We start from the raw sequence: 18985 nt of genomic DNA, 5'->3' as shown, positions 1-18985 counted from the left end.
AGCCTCAGAACCGCACCGAGACGAGCAGTCCGCCTGCCTGCGACTCGCCGAGTTCCACCGTCGCGCCGTGCTGAAGCGCGATGCGCCTCACGATCGCGAGTCCGAGCCCGCTGCCCGCGACATCCGTGCGCGCACGGCTCGCGCCCTCTCCCACGCGATAGAACCGGTCGAACACGCGATCGCGCTCCGTGGCGGGAATGCCCGGTCCGCTGTCGGCGATGCGCACGACCGGATGCCCCTCTTCCACCTTCAGCGACACGTCGACCCGGCCGCCGCGCGGCGTGTACTTCGTCGCGTTGTCGACGAGGTTGCTGAACATCACGCGCAGCGCGTCGGCGTCGCCCGTGACACTCGCGCTCTCGCTCGTCTCGATGCCCAGATCGACGCCCCGTTCCTGCGCGAGCAGCACGTACGCGCCGACGCACTCGTCGAGCAGCGCGTGCAGATCGACCTGCTGCATTGCCGTCTTGCTGTCCGGCTCCGAGCGGGCGAGCGCGAGCAACTGCTCCGCGAGGCGCGTCGCGCGCGCGATGCCCTCCTGCAGGTCCGCGAGCGCTTCCTTTCGCGACGCGTCGTCCTGCGCGCGTGCGACGAGCTGCGCCTGGATCTGCACGGCGGCAAGCGGCGTGCGCAGTTCATGAGCGGCATCGGCGACGAAGGCCTTCTGCGTGTCGAGCGCCGTTGCGAGCCGCTGAAGCAGCGCGTTCAGCGCATGCACGACCGGCTGCACTTCCTGCGGCAGACGCGTGTCGGGCAAGGGTTCGAGCGCCTCCGGGCGGCGTGTGTCGAGCGCGCGGGTCACGCGCTGCAGCGGCGCGAGGCCGCGCCCGATGATCACCCACACCGCGAGGCCGAGAAACGGCAACAGCAGCACGAGCGGCCACAGCGTGCGCCACGCGACGCCCGCCGCGAGCCGGTTGCGGATGGAAAGCGGCTGCGCGAGCTGCACGACGTTGTCGCCGACGATCGCGCTGTACACGCGCCACTCGCCGCGCGCCGTCATCTCGGTGGAGAAGCCGAGTTCCGCGTGCGGCGCGAGCGGCACACGCGGATGCGAGTAGTACATCAGCACGCCGTTGCGGTTCCAGATCTGGATCACGACGCCCTCGTCGCTGCCGCTGCGCGACGTGAGCACCGACGAAAACGGCTCCGACGGCAGCGCGGCCGCGATCTGCTGCAACTGGTAGTCGAAGAGTTCATTGGCTTCCGCAAGCGCCTGCCGGTAGATGAGCCATCCGGCAAACCCCACGCCGACGATCACGAGCGCAAGCAGCCAGACGAGCAGCTGGCGGCGAATCGAATGCATCAGGCGTCCTTCGCGACCATATAGCCCAAGCCGCGCACGTTGCGAATCAGGTCCGCGCCGAGCTTCTTGCGCAGCGAGTGGATATAGACCTCGACGGTGTTGCTGCCGATCTCCTCGCCCCAGCCGTAGATTTTTTCCTCGAGCTGGCTTTTCGAAAGCACCGCGCCCGGGCGTGCCATCAGCGCCTCGAGGAGCGCGAACTCGCGCGCCGACAACGCGATGGGCGTGCCGTCGAGCGTCACCTGATGGCCGACGGGATCGAGCGTGAGCGCGCCGTGGCGCACGAGCGACTCGCCGCGCCCGGCGTGGCGGCGGATCAGCGCGCGCATGCGGGCGCCGAGTTCGTCGAGATCGAATGGCTTGACGAGATAGTCGTCCGCGCCGGCGTCGAGGCCTTTCACGCGATCGGCAATCGCATCGCGCGCGGTCACGATCAGCACCGGCAGCGCGTTGCCGCGCGAGCGCAGGCTCTTCAGCACGTCGAGGCCGTCGCGCTTGGGCAAACCGAGGTCGAGCAGCATCAGGTCGTAGGGCTCGCCGCCGACGGCCGTGAGCGCCGCGTCGCCGTCCTGAACCCAGTCGACGGCGAATCCGTCGCTGCGCAACGCCTTTCTCACGCCCTCGGCGATCATCCGGTCATCTTCCACTAGCAGGATTCGCATGGCGTCGCCTTTGCATTGGGGGAGCGACCCATTTTAGCCGTGCGGCGCCGCTCGAGGATTAAGCGTGGCTTAAATGCGGTGCATCGCGGCGGCACCAGGGCTTTCTTCGAATCCGGCAACGATCGGCGGGAAAGCTTGTCTACAATAGCCGCTTCGTTCGCCCCGCGACGCCGGTATCCCGCGAAACCGACGCTTTTTGCCCGTCCGACCGTTCGCCGCACGCTCAACCATTCGCATCGAAGAACAATTCATGCCGCTCGTCCCGTTGTCCGTTTCATCACGTTTCATCGCCGCGCGTTTGTCGACGGGCGTCCTCGCCGTCGCGCTCGCCGCGAGCAGCATGCTCGGCTATGCGCCGCCCGCCGACGCCCGCGGCGGCACCAAGGCCGAATCGCAGACGCAGACTCCCAGCCGCGCCGCGCGCGGCGGCGCCAAGGCCGGCGCGAAGGCAAAGCGCGCCGAGCGCGGGCAACGCGTCGCGGTGCCCGCCGGTCCCCTGCCGCCCACGGTGATGGCGGCGCTCGCGCGGGCGCATGTGCCGCTGTCGTCGATGAGCGTGGTCGTGCAGCGCATCGGCGCGCCGGTGCCGCTCGTCTCGATCAACGCGACCGAGCCGATGCTCCCCGCCTCGACGATGAAACTCGTCACCACGTATGCGGGCCTGTCGCTGCTCGGCCCGGACTACCGCTGGAAAACGACGGCCTACGCAGACGGCGACGTCGACACGCAGGGCGTGCTGCACGGCAACCTGTACATCCAGGGCACGGGCGATCCGAAGCTCGTGCCCGAGGAGCTGATCGATCTGGTGAGCCAGATCCGGCGCAACGGCATCACGGGCATCGAAGGCACGCTCGTGCTCGACAAGCGCTACTTCGATCCGTCGACGCGCGATCTGCCCGCCTTCGACAACGACGACGCCGCGCCATACAACGTCGGCCCCGATCCGCTGCTCTACGCGTTCAAGTCGCTCTCCTTCACGCTCACGCCGAATCCGGACGGACAGGTGTCCATCGACGTCCTGCCGCAGCTCGCGCAACTGCAGATCGACAACGAACTGCGCGTCACGCGCGGCGCGTGCGCGGGATCTCTTCCGGCGGCTTCGCCGAGCGTTGCGCAGACGGCGGGCGGCTTCGTGCAGGCGTCGTTCATCGGCGACTATCCGCTGCGCTGCGGCTCGCGAACGATCAACGTCGCCGCACTCGATCACTCCACGTTCTTCGCGGGCGGCTTCCTCGCGCTCTGGAAGGAAGTGGGCGGCACCTTCAACGGCACGACCCGCGAAGGCGCGACGCCCGCGAGCGCGCGGCTCGTCGGCACGCATCGCAGCCCGGTGCTCTCGGACATCGTTCGCGACATCAACAAGTTCAGCAACAACGTGATGGCGCGCAACCTGTTCCTCACGATCGGCGCGGCAACGGCCAAGCCGCCCGCGACGCCCGCGAAGTCCGCGCAGGCCATCCAGGGATTCCTGCGCCGCAGCGCGCTGCCGATGAACGGTCTCTCGCTCGACAACGGCTCGGGCCTCTCGCGCGACGAAGCGATCAGCGCGCTCTCGCTCGCCGACATGCTGCAGGCGGCGAACTCGAGCCCGGTCGCGCAGGTGTTCGTCGAGTCGCTGCCGATTGCCGGCGTGGACGGCACGATGCGCAACCGGCTCACGCATGCGGGCGCGGGCGGCAACGCCCACATCAAGACCGGCACGCTGCGCGACGTGCGCGCGATCGCGGGATACGTGGGCGCGGAGAACGGCGAGAGCTATGTCGTCGTGAGCTTCATCAACGATCCGCGCGCGGAGGCGGCGCGCGCCGCGCACGATGCGCTGCTCGAATGGGTGTACGAAGGCGCGCGCAGGCCGGGCGCCGCCGAGTGAGATCCTGGAATATTCCTTCTACGAAGTAGCGCGCGCCGCCGAGCGCTCGCCGTGTACGCTGTCGGGCACAGCGGCACAGACCGCTTCTTCTGGAGGGAGACAACCATGCAATTCGACGCCGGATCGTGCCTCATGGCGCCGGCGCGTTCGGGGCGCATTCGGGGCGCATCGGCGGCCATGCGCGGCTCGCACGGCACATGCGCCGAACGGATCGAGCGCCCGGAACAAGCCGCACGTCATGCACGCGGCGTGACCTGGACTGCCACGGCTCCCGGCCATCCGTATCGCCCCCGCAATCAACCCGTCCGAGCGCTTCGCATCACGCGGCGTGTCTTTGTCGCGCGCCCCGGGCCGTTGTGCAACGGCCCGGCATCGGCGGAAACCTGTCAGCGAGGCGGAAAGTTTCGGTAAGCTATCGCGACGCTGCTTCCGGCGGCGCCTGCCGGGACTTCAAAAACAACATCGAAAACGCGGCGCATGAGCCGCGGCACCACATTAGAAGACTCACCAAGAGATGGAGACGAAGTCAATGTACAAGACCTACACGACACGCAGCACCTTCGTGCGCTTTGCCCGGTTCGCGACGGCGAGTGCCGCCCTCGCCCTGCTCGCCGCATGTGGCGGCGGCGGCGATGACAACAACAACTCGGCGCCCCCGGGCGGCATCAAGCTGCAAGTCGTGTCTTTCGGCGACAGCCTGTCGGACGCCGGCACCTATTCGCCGGTCGCGGCAAGAAACTTCGGCGGCGGCCGCTTCACGACCAACCCCGGCCAGGTCTGGACGCAGGACGTCGCACAGTATTACGGCGACACGCTGACCCCGGCCGCGACGGGCGGCTTCGGCGTGCCCCTTACGGCCGCGCCCGGCTTCGGCTATGCGCAGGGCGGCGCGCGCGTGAAGCTGCAGCCGGGCATCGGGCACGCACCGGCCGGCACGCCCAACGCCGACTACGCGCAGGCGACGACCATCCCGGTCAACGATCAGGTCTCGAGCTATCTTGCAGCGCACGGCAGCTTCAATGCGAACCAGCTCGTGCTCATCAACGGCGGCGCCAACGACATCCTGCTGAACCTCTCGGAGGCGCAGGCCGCGGCGGCAGCGGCGGCCGCAGGGCAGATCACGCCGGCCCAGGCGCTCGCCGCCGCCAACGCGGCACAGCAGGCGATAGGCCAGGCGGCCATCGATCTCGCGAGTGTCATCGGCCGGGTGGTGCAGGCGGGCGCGACGCATGTCGTGGTGTCGACGGTGCCGAACATCGGCGGGAGCCCGCAGGGCCTGCTGAGCTCCGACAAGGGCGTGGCGCTCACGAAGGCGTCGCAGGGCTTCAACCTCGCGCTTCAGGGCGCGCTCACGCAGGCCGGGCTGCTCTCGAAGGTGATCTACGTCGATGTGTACAGCTGGATCGATGGCGTCACGGCGAACTTTCAGTCGCTCGGTTTCACGGTGTCCAATACGGGCACGGCGTGCAACCTGCAATCGATGATCGCTAACGCCACTGCCTCGGGCCAGCCGAACCCGTCGGCGTTCGGCACGTCGCTCTTCTGCTCGCCGCAGACCTACACGGTCGCGGGCGCGGACCAGAGCTACATGTACGCCGACACCCTGCATCCGACCACGCACCTTTACGCGCTCTACGCGCAGAACGTCGAGCAGGCGATCGCGAAGTCAGGCCTCGGCAAGTGATGCGGCTTTCAGACAAGGCGCGCTGAACGCAAGGCGCGCTGAACGCAAAAACGCCCGGTTTCGACCGGGCGTTTTTTCTGGTGACGAGCCGTAGCGCCCGGCTCCTCTACTCCTGCGCTTCGAAGGCAGCCGCCGCGCGACCCAGCCGGTCGTTCACCGCGATCCATTCGATCGAGTCAGGCAGCTTCTCGATCAGGATCCGCTCGACATTCGCGCGGTCCAGCGCCCGCAAGAGGCCATAGAGATCGCGCGCGTAGGTCTGCGGATCTTCCGGCGCCGCGATGAAATGCACGTCCGGCGCGCTCGCCCACGCGCCCGCGCTCGACGCGCGCGCAACCAGCGCGATCTTCTTCTCCCCCGCCGCATGCGCGACGAGCAGCGGCCCGATCGCGGCGAACGGCAGCAGCGCGAGCGGCGTGCGCGGCGCGTAGTGCGCCTTGAGCGTTCCCGAGGCGCGCGGCGCGGTGGCGTCGGAGCCGTCGGGAAGACGCGGCGCGACGCCGAGCACGTCGGCGATCGCCTGCGGGCTCACATGTCCCGGGCGCAGCAAGGCCGGAAATCCGCGCGACAGATCGAGAATGGTCGATTCGATGCCCACGTCCGCCGCGCCGCCGTCGAGCACGTGGACCGTGCCGCCGAATTCGTCGCGCACGTGCTGGGCGGTGGTCGGGCTGACATGCCCGAACCGGTTCGCGGACGGGCCCGCCACGCCGCCGTGCCCGCCGCGGAGCGCGCTGAACGCCGACAAGAGCGCCTGCGCGACCGGATGCGACGGACAGCGGATGCCGACCGAATTCTGCCCGCCGCTCACGGCCGCGGGCACGTGCGGCGCGCGTTCGAGAATCAGCGTGAGCGGGCCGGGCCAGAACGCGTCGATGAGCTTTTGCGCGTCGGCGGGAAGCGTGCGCACCCAGTAGCCCGGGTCGCCCCCGGGCGCGAGATGCACGATGACGGGATGGTTCGCCGGCCGCCCCTTCGCCGCATAGATGCGCGCGATCGCTTCGGGGTTCGCCGCGTCGCCGCCGAGCCCGTAGACGGTCTCGGTCGGAAACGCGACGAGTTCACCGGCGGCGAGCAGCGCCGCCGCCTCGTCGATCTGCGCGGCGCCCGGAAAGATGATGCTCATCGCGCCGCTCAGTCGAGCGTGATGTGCAGCATGCGCGCGCAGTCGCGCGCCGCCGTGCGGGCTTCTTCGAGCGTCGCCGCCGTGAAGTTGATGTGGCCCATCTTGCGGCCCGGGCGGGCCTCTTCCTTGCCGTACAGATGCAGGCGCGCGGCCGGCATCGCCGCAACCTCCGGCCACAGCGGCGTGCGCGACTTGTTGCCGTCGAACCAGACGTCGCCGAGGAGGTTCAGCATCGCGGCGGGCGAGTGCTGGCGGGTGTCGCCGAGCGGCATGCCGGTCATCGCGCGCACCTGCTGCTCGAACTGGCTGGTTGCGCAGGCGTCGACCGTGTAATGGCCGGAATTGTGCGGGCGCGGCGCCATCTCGTTGGCGATCAGCGTGCCGTCTTCGAGAATGAAGAACTCCACGCACAGCACGCCCACGTAGCCGAGCTTCGCGGCGATCGTGAGCGCGGCGTCCTGCGCCTGCGCGACGAGCGCGGCGGATGCATCGGGCGCGGGCACAACGGTCTTCGCGAGAATGCCCTTCACGTGCGTGTTCTGCGCAAGCGGGAAGACGGCCGACTTGCCGTCGCCGCCGCGCGCGATCAGCACCGACACCTCGAACCTGAGCGGCATGCGCTTTTCCAGCACGCACGCCACGCCGGACAGCGACGCATACGCGGTGCGCACCTCGTCGACGTTGCGCACGCCGATCTGGCCCTTGCCGTCGTAGCCGAGACGCGCGGTCTTGAGAATGCCGGGCAGCACGGCGGCGATCTTCTCGTCGGAGAGCGCGGCGAGCGCCTCCGGCGATTCGATCACGACGTGCGGCGCGACCGGCACGCCCGATTCCGCGATGAAGCGCTTTTCCGCCACGCGATCCTGCGCAATCGCGACACAGCTCGCCGCCGGGCTCACGAACGTGCTGTTGGCGAGGAATTCGAGACTCGCGGACGGCACGTTCTCGAATTCCGTCGATACTGCCGCGCACAGGCGGCCGAGTTCGGTGAGCGCGGCGCGATCGTCGTAGACGGCGCGGATGTGGCGGTCGGCGACCGCGCCCGCCGGACTCGTTTCGTCCGGGTCGAGCACGGCGACGCGATAGCCCATCGACTGCGCCGCGAAACAGAACATGCGGCCGAGCTGGCCGCCACCGACCATGCCAAGCCACGCGCCGGGCAGGATGGGTGAAACCGGGGAGTTTTGTGGGTTCATCTTGGTGTGATCATGGCCGTTGAAGGCCGTGAGAGCCTGCTTGTCAGAGCGGGGGTAAAACCATCGCATGCGCCGCTTCGTTCTGGCGCACGCGGAACGCGGCGAGGCGCTCGGCGTATTCGCCGTTCGTACCAGAGAGAATCGATACCGCGAAGAGCGCCGCGTTCGCCGCGCCCGCCTCGCCGATCGCGAACGTCGCAACCGGCACGCCCTTGGGCATCTGCACGATCGAATGCAGCGAATCGACGCCCTTCAGGTACTTGCTCGAAACAGGCACGCCGAGCACCGGCACGGTTGTCTTCGCCGCGAGCATGCCCGGCAGGTGCGCGGCGCCGCCCGCACCCGCGATGATCGCCCGAAGGCCCCGCTCGCGCGCCTTCTCGGCGTAGTCGAACATTTCGTCGGGCATGCGGTGCGCGGAGACGACCTTCGCCTCGTACGGCACGCCGAATTCCTGGAGAACCGCCACCGCGTTCTTCATCACATCCCAGTCGGAACTGGAACCCATCAGCACGCCGACGACCGGCGCGGCATGCGTGTGTGCGGTCTGGGCGTTCGGTGCTTCGCTCATCGTGCTGCTTTCCTGTGCTTGAAAACCGTGGATCGAATTACGCGAGCGACTGGCCGGTCAGCCGTTCGAGCGCTTCCTGATACTTCCCGGCGGTCCTGGCGATCACGTCTTCGGGCAGCGTCGGCGCGGGCGGCTCCTTCTTCCACGGCTGCGTTTCCAGCCAGTCGCGCACGAACTGCTTGTCGAACGACGGCGGGTTCGTGCCCACCTGGTAAGCGTCGGCCGGCCAGAAGCGCGACGAGTCGGCGGTCAGCACTTCGTCCATCAGATACAGCTCGCCGCGGTTGTCGAGGCCGAACTCGAACTTCGTGTCCGCAATGATGATGCCGCGCGTCGCCGCGTACTCGGCCGCTTCCTTGTACAGCCTGATCGAGATGTCGCGGATCGTCGCCGAGAGTTCCGTGCCGATGCGGCGCTCCATCTCATCGTAGGTGATGTTTTCGTCGTGATGGCCCATTTCGGCCTTCGCTGCCGGCGTGAAGATCGGCTCGGGCAGTTTTTGCGCGTTCTGCAGGCCCGGCGGCAGCTCGACGCCGCACACGGCGCCCGTCGCCTGATAGTCCTTCCACCCGCTGCCCGCGAGGTAGCCGCGCACCACCGCTTCGACCAGAATCGGCTCTAGGCGCTTCACCACGACGGCGCGGCCCTTCACCTGATCGACTTCGTCGGGCGCGACGACCGTCGCCGGATCGATGCCGGTGTTGTGGTTCGGCACGATATGCGAGAGCCTGGCGAACCAAAAGTCGGCCATCTGGTTGAGCACGCGGCCCTTGTTCGGAATCGGCTCGCCCATGATCACGTCGAACGCCGACAGGCGGTCCGTCGTGACGATCAGGAGCTTGTCCTGCCCGACGGCGTAGTTGTCGCGGACCTTGCCGCGGCCGAGGAGCGGCAGCGATTTGAGCGTGGATTCGTAGAGCGTCGAGTTCGGGTTGGACATCGTCATCAGCCGGAAAAAATACCGCAAAAATAAAAGCCAAACGCCGTTCCCCGAAAAAGGCAGGAACGGCGGCGGGTCAAACCGAATAAACGTAAAACGGGCCCCGTGGCGGAACCCGTTGATTTTACTCGCTCAATCTCAAATTTATTTGACGATCTGCGCAAGCTCGCCGGACTTGTACTTTTCGGCGATCTTGTCGAGCGGGACCGGCTTGATCTTGCCCGCCTGCCCTTCGCAGCCGAACTGCACATAGCGCTGCAGACAGACCTTCTTCGCCGCTTCGCGAGCCGGCTTCAGGTAGTCGCGCGGATCGAACTTCGCCGGGTTTTCCGCGTAGTAGCGGCGGATCGCGCCGGTGATCGCGAGACGCAGGTCGGTGTCGATGTTCACCTTGCGCACGCCGTGCTTGATGCCTTCCTGGATTTCCTCGACCGGCACGCCGTAGGTTTCCTTCATGTCGCCGCCGAATTCGCGGATTTCGGCAAGCAGTTCCTGCGGCACCGACGACGACCCGTGCATCACGAGGTGCGTATTCGGAATGCGCTGGTGGATTTCCTTGATGCGCTGGATGGCGAGGATGTCGCCGGTCGGCTTCTTGGTGAACTTGTACGCGCCGTGCGACGTGCCGATCGCGATCGCGAGCGCGTCGCACTGCGTCTTCTTCACGAAGTCGGCGGCCTGCTCGACGTCGGTCAGGAGCTGCTCGCGCGTCATCGTGCCTTCCGCGCCGTGGCCGTCTTCCTTGTCGCCCTTCATGGTTTCCAGCGAGCCGAGCACGCCGAGTTCCGCTTCCACGGTGACGCCGATCGAATGCGCCATTTCCACGACCTTGCGCGAGACGTCGACGTTGTACTCGTACGACGCCACCGACTTGCCGTCCGCTTCGAGCGAACCGTCCATCATCACGCTGGTGAAACCGCTGCGGATCGCCGCCATGCAGATCGCGGGCGACTGTCCGTGATCCTGATGCATCACCACCGGAATGTGCGGATACGACTCGACGGCCGCTTCGATCAGATGACGCAGGAACGCTTCGCCCGCGTACTTACGCGCGCCGGCGGACGCCTGCATGATGACGGGCGCGTTCACTTCATTCGCGGCCGCCATGATCGCCTGCACCTGTTCTAGATTGTTCACGTTGAATGCCGGGAGTCCGTAGCCGTTTTCGGCTGCGTGGTCCAGCAGTTGACGCATTGATACGAGAGGCATGGTGATACTCCTTGAGATGAAACGAATTCCGGGCGTGCGGCCTGATTTTTTGAGATTTTAGCTGGAAGCAAGCATCGTTCCCGTGCGCTTGCGTGCATACCTCACGCCTTTTCGCGTCCGCCGGCCGCCCGAAGGCGGCCGGCGGACGCCGCAAAATCCGGCTCCTGCGCGGGCGCTCAGAAATGATCGCCGACCCTTACGATCTTCAGCGTGTTGGTGCCGCCCGCCTGCCCCATCGGCTCGCCGACGGTCAGCACCACCATGTCGCCGTGCGCCGCGTACCCCTTGCTCACCACCACTTCCAGCGCCTGATGCAGCGCGGTGTCGCGGTCGGTGTTCGTGTCGAGGTGCAGCGACGTGACATTGCGGTACAGCGCCATCGTCCGCTCGCTGCCGACGCGCGGCGTGAGCGCGAAGATCGGCACGTGCGTCCAGTGGCGCGACATCCACAGCGCGGTCGCGCCCGATTCCGTCAGCGCGACGATCGCCTTCGCGCCCAGATGGAAGGCGGTAAAGAGCGCGCCCATCGCGATCGACTGGTCGATGCGCGTGAAGGTGCGGTCGAGGAAATCGGTGTCGAGCTGCGACTCCTCCGACTTCTCCGCCTCCACGCAGATCGCCGCCATCGTCTCGATGGTCGTCACCGGGTACTTGCCCGCCGCCGTCTCGGCCGAAAGCATCACGGCGTCGGTGCCGTCGAGCACCGCGTTCGCCACGTCCGAGACTTCCGCGCGCGTCGGCACCGGCGCGTGGATCATCGATTCCATCATCTGCGTGGCCGTGATCACGAGCTTGTTCGAGTCGCGCGCCATGCGGATCATGCGCTTCTGGAGCGCCGGCACCGCCGCGTTGCCCACTTCCACCGCCAGATCGCCGCGCGCGACCATGATTCCGTCCGACGCGTCCAGAATGCCCTGGAGCGCCGGAATCGCCTCGGCGCGCTCGATCTTCGCGATCATCTTCGGCTTGATGCCGTAAGGCGCGCCTGCGATGTTCGCAAGTTGCCGTGCCATTTCCATGTCGGTCGCGTTCTTCGGGAACGATACCGCGACAAAATCCGCGCCGAGGGACATCGCCGTCTTGATGTCCTCCATGTCCTTCTCGGTCAGCGCCGGGGCCGTCAGCCCGCCGCCCTGCCGGTTGATGCCCTTGTTGTTCGACAGCTCGCCGCCCACCTTGACCGTCGTGTGGATCTCCTCGCCGATCACGCGCACCACGTCGAGCACGATCAGGCCGTCGTTCAGCAGCAGCACGTCGCCCGGGCGCAGGTCGCGCGGCAGGTCCGGATAGTCGAGACCGACGCGCTCGTTGTTGCCGAGCTCGCACTTCGCGTCGAGGATGAACGGGTTGCCCGCAACGAGGATCGTCTTGTTGTTCTCGAACCGGCCGACGCGAATCTTCGGACCCTGCAGATCGGCCATCAGCGCAACTTCGCGGCCGACCTGGCGTGCCGCCTCGCGGACCCATTCGGCGCGCTGGCGATGGTCGTCCGCGGTGCCGTGCGAGAAGTTGAAGCGGACGACGTCGAGACCCGCCTGCATCATCTGCAGCAGGATGTCAGGATTGCTGGAAGCGGGACCGATTGTGGCAACAATCTTTGTGGCGCGATGCATGGAACTCCTCGTCTGGGTGAGATCGCCGGAAACTGCGCTGCGAGCACGTTGCGCGGCGGGCGATTTCCTCGCGAGCCGCGCGCGCGCGCCGGATCGTGCCGGCGTCGCTTTATGAATGTTTTTCTGTACCGCCTGTCCCGCGGTGCCGCCGATCATGACGGCCGACACGCCCGCAAGCGCTTCCGCCGCCGCGGCTTCGTCCAAATCGCTCGCATCGTTCGATTCATTCGATTCGTCCGGCCGCGCGCCGGCGGCGCGTGCTTCGGGTTCGTGAATCGTGGGGTCGGAATCGCCGGCGCCGCCCGCCTGCAAGCCCGCGAGCGTGCTGCCCGCGGCGGCGTCCGTTTCGACTGCGATTTCATCGTGTGCGCGCCCGGCCTCGTGCGCGCCCTTCTTCACCGGCCTCGTTCGCGCCGTCAAGCCTCAGGCCCGCGACTCGAGCACTTCGACCGCCGGCAGCTTCTTGCCTTCCAGGAATTCGAGGAACGCGCCGCCGCCGGTGGAGATGTAGCTGACCTTGTCGTGGATGTTGTATTTCGCGATGGCCGCGAGCGTGTCGCCGCCGCCCGCGATCGAAAACGCGGATGAATTCGCAATCGCCTGCGCGAGCGTTTTCGTGCCGTTGCCGAACTGGTCGAACTCGAACACGCCGACCGGGCCGTTCCACACGATCGTGCCGGCCTTTTCAAGCTGCGCGGCGAGCGCCTTCGCGGTGTCCGGGCCGATGTCGAGAATCAGGTCGTCGTCCTGCACCTGGCCGACCGCCTTCGTTTCCGCCTTCGCGGTCGCGGCGAATTCCTTCGCCGTCACGACGTCGCTCGGAATCGGCACCGACGCGCCGCGCTGGCGCGCTTCGTCGATGATCGCCTTCGCCTCGCCGACGAGATCCGCTTCCGCGAGCGACTTGCCGATCGTGAGACCCGACGCGAGCATGAACGTGTTGGCAATGCCGCCGCCGACGATCAGCTGGTCCACCTTGGCTGCGAGCGACTTGAGGATGGTGAGCTTGGTCGACACCTTCGAGCCCGCGACGATCGCGACGAGCGGCCGCTTCGGGTTGCCGAGCGCCTTACCGAGCGCGTCGAGCTCGGCCGCGAGGAGCGGCCCGGCGCACGCGACGGGCGCGTATTTCGCGATGCCGTGGGTGGTCGCCTCGGCGCGGTGCGCGGTGCCGAAGGCGTCGTTGACGTAGATGTCGCAGAGCTTCGCGAGCTTCTGCGCGAGCGCGTCGTCGTTCTTTTTCTCACCCTTGTTGCAGCGGCAGTTCTCGAGCAGCACCACGTTGCCCGGCTGCACCGCGACGCCGTCCACCCAGTTCGCGACGAGCGGCACCTCGCGCCCGAGCAGCTCCGAGAGGCGCTTCGCGACCGGTGCGAGCGAGTCTTCCGGCTTGAACTGGCCTTCCCTCGGGCGGCCGAGGTGCGACGTGACCATCACGGCCGCGCCGGCGTCGAGCGCCGCCTTGATGGCCGGCACGGACGCGCGCACGCGCGTGTCTTCCGTGATGTTGCCATCGTCATCTTGCGGAACGTTGAGGTCGGCGCGAATGAAGACGCGCTTGCCAGAGACTTTGCCTTCGGCGATCAGATCGGTGAAACGCAGTACTTTCGTCATGGGTGTCAACGTGTATAGAAAAGCGGTTCGGGCGAAGAAGGCCGGCTCGCGCCGGCCGGCTCATGACGTTGCCGCCTGATGGCGGGCGGCAACCTCCGGTTCGGGCTGATCGGGGCTGATTCGGGCGCCCGCCCGCGCTGCGCGGGAAACGCCGGATGATGCGCGGGCTGTGCACGCGGGGCGATGCGGGGATGCTTGCCGGCCCGCCGCGCCGGGGGTTGCGGCGCGTGGCGGCGAAATTCGAAGCTGTTGCGCAGTGACTGCCGGGAACACGTTCGACCTCATTCGATGCGACAGCAAGGCCGCCATTTTAACCGATACCCATGGCCGCTTTGCGTGAGGAATCGTTAACGGCCGTATTTGGGGCTGCATTCGGGGCCGTGCCGGCGGCACGTAAACCGTGCCGTAATCCGTGGCCGCAATCGGGACGGCGCCATTGCGGCCCGCGCGGCCGCGCGGCGCACGCATGGAGCGCTACGTGAAGAGCCGAAGCAGCGTGAAGACGAGCATCCCGACGATGATCGTGCCCAGCATGCTGCGCCGCCACAAATACCAGGCGAGCCCGGCGAGCGAGGCGTAGAGCGCGTGGTTCGACAGCGCGACCGACAGGCCGTCCGGCGTCTGGAGCACGTCCGGAATGACCACGGCCGCGAGCGCGGCGGCAGGCGCGTAGCGCAGCGCGCGTTGCAGGCGATCGGGCAGGATCATGCGCTCGCCCCCGATCAGGAACAGCGCGCGCGTAAGCGCGGTGATGAGCCCCATGCCGATGATCGCGAGCCAGATCTGGAGCGTGCTCATCGGGCGGTCCTCGTGGTGTCGGGGCGGTTCGGGTCACGGCGGGACGCGTCGGATGCGGGGTCGACTGGTTCGGCGGGCGTCGATTGCTGGCTCGGCGTGTTTGCCTGCGCAATTGCCTCCGCGCCTGCCTGCGCACTTGCCTGCGCGCTGGCCAAACCGCTCGGGTGCGGTTTGCCGCCGTCATCCGGCAAGGCCCGCGCCGCGGCACCCCGGCCGCCCTTGCCCGTGATCGCCGCCGTGCGCGGCGCGCGCCGGTCGATGATCACGTCGGCGAACGTGCCGGCCGCGAGCGCCGCAATCACCGCGAGCGGCAATCCCAGCCGGTAAGGCAGATCGAAGGCCAGCAGCGCGACGATGCTCGCGATGCCGACCGCCGCGAGCGTCGAGCGCGTCGCGATCGCCGAGACGATCAGCGGAATCAGCGCGAGCGTCCCGGCGAGTTCGAGCCCCCAGTTGTCGGGAAAAAGGCTCGCGAGCAGAATCCCGGCGATCGACGAAACCTGCCACGACGACCAGCTCGACACCGCGAGCCCCCAGAAGAACGCCTCCTTGCCCGGCTGGAAACCGGTCGGGAAGTTGCGCTTCGAAAACATCAGATAAATGATGTCGCCGTTGAAGTAGCCGAGCAAAAGCCTCCGGCGCAGCGACAGATAGGCGAAATGCGGCGCGAGGCCCGCGCTGAAGATCACGAAGCGCAGGTTGACCATCGCGGCCGTGAGCAGGATGGTCCAGAGCGGCAGCCCGGCGGCGAGGAGCGGCAGCACGGCCAGTTGCGACGACCCGGCGTACACCGCGAGCGACATCCCGAGCGCCTGCGGCACGCTCAGCACGGACTTGGTCATCGCGATTCCGGTGACGAGGCCCCAGGAAAGCGTCGCGAGCAGCGCGGGAGAGAACGTGTGGACGCCGTCGAGAAACGCACGGCGATTCGTGTCGGACAGCCGGTCGAGCATGGACGAGGTGCGAGCCGCCGCGCCGCCGGACAGGATGCGCGATGAATCGCATAAAGTAGGTAGCGCTGCGGCGGGTCCGCAGCGAAAGGCGAATTATAGCGTCGTGAAAGCCCGGGAAAGCCCGAATGCGCCCGTTTTGCACCGAAAAGACGCTAAAATGACGGTCTTTCGCCGCATCCCGAACCGTCGGGCGGAGCGTCGCCGGAACAGGCCCGGCCCCGGCCCCGTGACGCGCGCCTGACGGCGCACCGCCGGCAGCGCGCACGTGCGGAGCGATCCGGGTGCGCTGCTCCGGTGCCGCCCGGCCGTCCTTGCAGCCCGCCGGACAATCTGAAACGAAACACAGCAACTCGCTAGGAGAACCGTATGTCAATGGCCGACCGCGACGGCAAGATCTGGATGGATGGCAAGCTGATCGAATGGCGCGACGCCAACATCCACGTGCTGACCCACACGCTGCACTACGGCATGGGCGTTTTCGAAGGCGTGCGCGCCTACAAGACCGCGGGCGGCACCGCCATCTTCCGCCTGAAGGAACACACCAAGCGGCTCTTCAACTCGGCGAAGATATTCCAGATGGAAGTGCCGTTCGACCGCGACACGCTCGAAGCCGCGCAACTCGAAGTCGTGCGCGCGAACCAGCTCGAATCCTGCTACATCCGTCCGATCATCTGGGTCGGCTCGGAGAAGCTCGGCGTGTCGGCGAAGGGCAACACCATCCACGTCGCGATTGCCGCGTGGCCGTGGGGCGCCTATCTCGGCGACGACGGCCTTTCGAAGGGCATCCGCGTGAAGACGTCGTCGTTCACGCGCCATCACGTGAACGTGTCGATGGTGCGCGCGAAGGCGTCCGGCTGGTACGTGAATTCGATCCTCGCGAACCAGGAAGCGATCGCCGATGGCTACGACGAAGCGCTCCTGCTGGATGTTGACGGCTACGTCTCCGAAGGCTCGGGCGAAAACTTCTTCCTCGTGAACAACGGCAAGCTGTATACGCCGGACCTGGCGTCGTGCCTCGACGGCATCACGCGCGACACGATCCTCACGCTCGCGCGCGACTTCGGCATTCCGGTGATCGAAAAGCGCATCACCCGCGACGAGGTCTACACCTGCGACGAAGCGTTCTTCACCGGCACCGCCGCCGAAGTCACGCCGATCCGCGAACTCGACAACCGCACGATCGGCGAAGGCCGCCGCGGCCCGGTCACGGAAAAGCTGCAAAGCGCGTTCTTCGACGTCGTCGGCGGCAAGAACGAGAAGTACGCGAGCTGGCTCGCGAAGGTCTGATCGCCGCGCGGGCGGGCTGCATGCAGAAAGGCCCCCCGCGCCACCCCACACGAAACAATCGAGATTCCGAATGAGCGACCTGAAGGAAATGCCGCTGGTTGAACTGACGGCCAAGGATTTGCCCGCTTTCTGCCCGAACCCGTCGATGCCGCGCTGGAGCTCGCATCCGCGGGTATTCATCGACGTCACGCACGGCGAAGCGCGCTGCCCGTACTGCGGCACGCGCTACAAACTGAAGGACGGCGAAGTGGTCAAGGGTCACTGACCGGCTCCTCGCACCATCGCCCGGGTGGCGCACGGGCGCGCGCCATGCCGCGCGCCCGCCGCGACGCCCCCTTGCGCCGGCACCGTCCGCCCGGCGACGCTCACCCATGACACCCGACGACTCACGCAACTCGCGTGATTCGCGTTCTTTTTGAGATCGGAAACCAAACAGATGCGCCGTGCGCTCGTTATTGCACCGAACTGGATCGGTGACGCATTGATGGCGCAGCCGCTCTTCTCGCTGCTGAAGAAGATGCATCCGCGCATCGTCATCGACGCCGTCGCGCCCTCGTGGGTGGCCCCGGTGCTCGAACGGATGCCGGAAATTCACGACGTGTACGCGACCGGCCTCGCGCACGGCAAGCTGCAGTTGCTGCGCCGCTGGCAGCTCGCGAGCGATCTGCGGGAGACCGGCTACGACGCGGCCTACGTGCTGCCAAATTCGCTGAAATCGGCGCTGATCCCGTGGATGGCGGGCATTCCGTTGCGCATCGGCTACACCGGCGAGAGCCGCTACGGCCTGCTCAACGTGCGTCACGCGAATCCGGGCAAGAAGGAACGCCCGCCGATGGTCGGCCAGTACGCCGCCCTCGCCTACACGCCCGGCGCGAAGCTGCCGTTCTCGCAGGACGGCCGCGAGGGCACGACCCCGTTCCCGGTGCCCCGCCTCGACGCCGATCCGAACGAGGCGGCCCGCGTCTCGGCCCGCTTCAACCTCGACAACCGCGCACCGCTCGTCGTGTTCTGCCCGGGCGCGGAGTACGGCCCCGCGAAGCGCTGGCCGCCGGAGCATTTCGCGGCGCTCGCGCAATTCATCGCGCAGTCGTTTCCGTATGCGAGGATCGTCGCGCTCGGGTCGCCGAAAGACGCGCCGATCGCGCAGACCATCGCCGAGCGCGCGCCGAACGTGCGCAACCTGTGCGGCCAGACGTCGCTCGGCGAGGCCTGCGCGCTGATCTCGCGGGCGAGCGCCGTGGTGACCAACGATTCCGGATTGATGCATGTCGCGGCGGCCCTGAGACGGCCGCTCGTCGCGGTGTTCGGCTCGACGGACCCGCGCCACACGCCGCCCCTGTCCGATCTCGCAAAGGTACAATGGCTGCATCTTGAATGCAGTCCCTGCTTCGCCCGCGAGTGCCCGCTCGGCCATCTGAACTGCCTTCGCGAGCTGAGCGCGGAACAGGTGTTCGGGGACTTGCGGGGCATGTTGCTCGCGCATCGCTGAGGTTCGCCCGGCCACGCCGGGCGCCGGACGCCCCGCCTGCCCCGGGCGGGGTCCGCGGCCAGCGGGTTTGAGTCCTGTGTGCGGGCGCCGACACGCGAATGTCCCCGATCGGGGGCATGCTTTGAACAATGACCGATGCGTGGCGCGCCGGAAGTGCGGTTCGCGCGGCACATCGAACGCCAGAGACCCACGAGCCATGCCACGTTTTGCCCGCCTCTTCGAAGCTGCCGCCGATACCCTCAATGCCTACTACCAGGCCGTCGCGGAGGCTAACGTCGACAGCGTGATGGCGCTTTGGATCGACGAGGAGTTCGCCACCTGCATCTGCGCCGACGGAACGCACCTGCACGGACTGGAGAGGATTCGCGCGGGTCTCGCAACACAACTCGGAGCGGCGCCGGTCAACATCGAGCCGCTCGACATCCGCGTCTACGACAGTCTGGGCACCGTCGTTTACGCGATTGCTGAAGCGCATCAGCCGGTCGGTCCGGGCGGCGCCCCGCGAATGATCTTCACGACCTACGTGATGGTCCACGAGCGCGGCGAGTGGCGCATCGCGCACATCCATGCGAGCGCGATGCCCCAGGAAGCCGCCGGCCAGTTCGCGGCAAAAATGCGCCACGGGCAGGGACCGCTGCACTGAAGAAGACGTTTGTCGGGGAGGGGC

General features: G+C 67.4%; 16 protein-coding genes and 1 pseudogene. 6 read left to right on the top strand and 11 right to left on the bottom strand.

The features are described 5' to 3' along the window. Positions 1-4 precede the first annotated feature (4 nt). The gene (locus BG61_RS26890) at positions 5-1306 is read right to left on the bottom strand and encodes an ATP-binding protein (protein ID WP_035940313.1); all 1302 of its coding nucleotides are present in this window, start codon (positions 1304-1306) and stop codon (positions 5-7) included. Then, the gene (locus BG61_RS26885) at positions 1306-1968 is read right to left on the bottom strand and encodes a response regulator (RefSeq protein ID WP_035940314.1); all 663 of its coding nucleotides are present in this window, start codon (positions 1966-1968) and stop codon (positions 1306-1308) included. The genes BG61_RS26890 and BG61_RS26885 overlap by 1 nt, the downstream gene beginning before the upstream one ends. 250 nt (positions 1969-2218) lie before the next feature. Between BG61_RS26885 and dacB the strand changes: the two genes are divergently transcribed. Together dacB and BG61_RS26875 are read left to right on the top strand one after the other, a co-directional pair. After that, entirely contained in the window at positions 2219-3838 is a 1620-nt protein-coding gene (dacB, locus tag BG61_RS26880) for a D-alanyl-D-alanine carboxypeptidase/D-alanyl-D-alanine endopeptidase (protein WP_035940316.1), read from the top strand. A gap of 529 nt (positions 3839-4367) precedes the next feature. Then, positions 4368-5522, top strand: coding sequence for an SGNH/GDSL hydrolase family protein (locus tag BG61_RS26875; protein WP_035940366.1), 1155 nt, complete (start codon positions 4368-4370; stop codon positions 5520-5522). Between the two features lie 106 nt (positions 5523-5628). Here BG61_RS26875 and BG61_RS26870 read toward each other — a convergent pair whose 3' ends face one another. From BG61_RS26870 to BG61_RS26830, 9 genes and pseudogenes are all read right to left on the bottom strand, one after another. Continuing rightward, on the bottom strand, positions 5629-6648 hold the full coding sequence (locus BG61_RS26870) for an L-threonylcarbamoyladenylate synthase (protein WP_035940318.1): 1020 nt from the start codon (positions 6646-6648) through the stop codon (positions 5629-5631). An 8-nt stretch (positions 6649-6656) separates the two neighbouring features. Next, the gene (locus tag BG61_RS26865; RefSeq protein ID WP_035940320.1) at positions 6657-7844 is read right to left on the bottom strand and encodes a 5-(carboxyamino)imidazole ribonucleotide synthase; all 1188 of its coding nucleotides are present in this window, start codon (positions 7842-7844) and stop codon (positions 6657-6659) included. Between the two features lie 43 nt (positions 7845-7887). Next, complete coding sequence (gene purE / locus BG61_RS26860) at positions 7888-8415, bottom strand: 5-(carboxyamino)imidazole ribonucleotide mutase (RefSeq protein WP_035940321.1); 528 nt, start codon at positions 8413-8415, stop codon at positions 7888-7890. 37 nt (positions 8416-8452) lie between these two features. Further along, complete coding sequence (locus BG61_RS26855) at positions 8453-9355, bottom strand: phosphoribosylaminoimidazolesuccinocarboxamide synthase (RefSeq protein ID WP_035940368.1); 903 nt, start codon at positions 9353-9355, stop codon at positions 8453-8455. A 144-nt stretch (positions 9356-9499) separates the two neighbouring features. Next, a complete protein-coding gene (gene fba / locus BG61_RS26850; protein ID WP_035940323.1) occupies positions 9500-10564 on the bottom strand; it encodes a class II fructose-bisphosphate aldolase in 1065 nt (354 codons plus the stop codon). 176 nt (positions 10565-10740) lie between these two features. After that, positions 10741-12177, bottom strand: a complete 1437-nt coding sequence (pyk, locus tag BG61_RS26845) for a pyruvate kinase (protein WP_035940370.1) — start codon at positions 12175-12177, stop codon at positions 10741-10743. A gap of 423 nt (positions 12178-12600) precedes the next feature. Further along, positions 12601-13791: a phosphoglycerate kinase gene (locus BG61_RS26840; protein ID WP_035940324.1), complete on the bottom strand. Its 1191-nt coding sequence runs from the start codon at positions 13789-13791 to the stop codon at positions 12601-12603. Positions 13792-14265: 474 nt separating this feature from the next. Next, positions 14266-14589 (bottom strand): AzlD domain-containing protein, encoded by a 324-nt coding sequence (locus tag BG61_RS26835; protein ID WP_035940326.1) that lies wholly within the window; start codon positions 14587-14589, stop codon positions 14266-14268. A 251-nt stretch (positions 14590-14840) separates the two neighbouring features. Further along, positions 14841-15542: pseudogene (locus tag BG61_RS26830) on the bottom strand (AzlC family ABC transporter permease); the annotation flags it as partial. A gap of 366 nt (positions 15543-15908) precedes the next feature. On the opposite strand from BG61_RS26830, the gene BG61_RS26825 reads away from it, so the two are divergent. The 4 genes from BG61_RS26825 to BG61_RS26810 all read left to right on the top strand — a co-directional run bounded on the left by BG61_RS26825 (position 15909) and on the right by BG61_RS26810 (position 18961). Then, on the top strand, positions 15909-16829 hold the full coding sequence (locus BG61_RS26825) for a branched-chain amino acid transaminase (protein ID WP_035940330.1): 921 nt from the start codon (positions 15909-15911) through the stop codon (positions 16827-16829). Between the two features lie 70 nt (positions 16830-16899). Further along, entirely contained in the window at positions 16900-17094 is a 195-nt protein-coding gene (locus tag BG61_RS26820) for a zinc-finger domain-containing protein (protein ID WP_035940332.1), read from the top strand. 171 nt (positions 17095-17265) lie between these two features. Next, entirely contained in the window at positions 17266-18318 is a 1053-nt protein-coding gene (gene waaF, locus BG61_RS26815; RefSeq protein WP_035940334.1) for a lipopolysaccharide heptosyltransferase II, read from the top strand. 196 nt (positions 18319-18514) lie between these two features. Continuing rightward, positions 18515-18961: a nuclear transport factor 2 family protein gene (locus BG61_RS26810; protein WP_035940335.1), complete on the top strand. Its 447-nt coding sequence runs from the start codon at positions 18515-18517 to the stop codon at positions 18959-18961. Positions 18962-18985: the final 24 nt, after the last annotated feature.

The organism is Caballeronia glathei, from assembly GCF_000698595.1.
Classification (GTDB): Bacteria; Pseudomonadota; Gammaproteobacteria; order Burkholderiales; family Burkholderiaceae; genus Caballeronia; species Caballeronia glathei.
Note: the sequence above shows the minus strand (reverse complement) of the source record. Positions and strands in the feature narration are given on the sequence as shown.

Bases quoted from the DNA above. Each gene is read 5' to 3' on its own strand.
- BG61_RS26820 (WP_035940332.1), top strand. From the start codon at position 16,900: ATGAGCGACCTGAAGGAAATGCCGCTGGTTGAACTGACGGCCAAGGAT.
- BG61_RS26875 (WP_035940366.1), top strand. From the start codon at position 4,368: ATGTACAAGACCTACACGACACGCAGCACCTTCGTGCGCTTTGCCCGG.
- BG61_RS26870 (WP_035940318.1), bottom strand. From the start codon at position 6,648: ATGAGCATCATCTTTCCGGGCGCCGCGCAGATCGACGAGGCGGCGGCG.
- BG61_RS26810 (WP_035940335.1), top strand. From the start codon at position 18,515: ATGCCACGTTTTGCCCGCCTCTTCGAAGCTGCCGCCGATACCCTCAAT.
- BG61_RS26835 (WP_035940326.1), bottom strand. From the start codon at position 14,589: ATGAGCACGCTCCAGATCTGGCTCGCGATCATCGGCATGGGGCTCATC.
- pyk (WP_035940370.1), bottom strand. From the start codon at position 12,177: ATGCATCGCGCCACAAAGATTGTTGCCACAATCGGTCCCGCTTCCAGC.
- BG61_RS26865 (WP_035940320.1), bottom strand. From the start codon at position 7,844: ATGAACCCACAAAACTCCCCGGTTTCACCCATCCTGCCCGGCGCGTGG.
- BG61_RS26855 (WP_035940368.1), bottom strand. From the start codon at position 9,355: ATGTCCAACCCGAACTCGACGCTCTACGAATCCACGCTCAAATCGCTG.
- BG61_RS26890 (WP_035940313.1), bottom strand. From the start codon at position 1,306: ATGCATTCGATTCGCCGCCAGCTGCTCGTCTGGCTGCTTGCGCTCGTG.
- fba (WP_035940323.1), bottom strand. From the start codon at position 10,564: ATGCCTCTCGTATCAATGCGTCAACTGCTGGACCACGCAGCCGAAAAC.
- BG61_RS26885 (WP_035940314.1), bottom strand. From the start codon at position 1,968: ATGCGAATCCTGCTAGTGGAAGATGACCGGATGATCGCCGAGGGCGTG.
- BG61_RS26825 (WP_035940330.1), top strand. From the start codon at position 15,909: ATGTCAATGGCCGACCGCGACGGCAAGATCTGGATGGATGGCAAGCTG.
- BG61_RS26840 (WP_035940324.1), bottom strand. From the start codon at position 13,791: ATGACGAAAGTACTGCGTTTCACCGATCTGATCGCCGAAGGCAAAGTC.
- waaF (WP_035940334.1), top strand. From the start codon at position 17,266: ATGCGCCGTGCGCTCGTTATTGCACCGAACTGGATCGGTGACGCATTG.
- dacB (WP_035940316.1), top strand. From the start codon at position 2,219: ATGCCGCTCGTCCCGTTGTCCGTTTCATCACGTTTCATCGCCGCGCGT.
- purE (WP_035940321.1), bottom strand. From the start codon at position 8,415: ATGAGCGAAGCACCGAACGCCCAGACCGCACACACGCATGCCGCGCCG.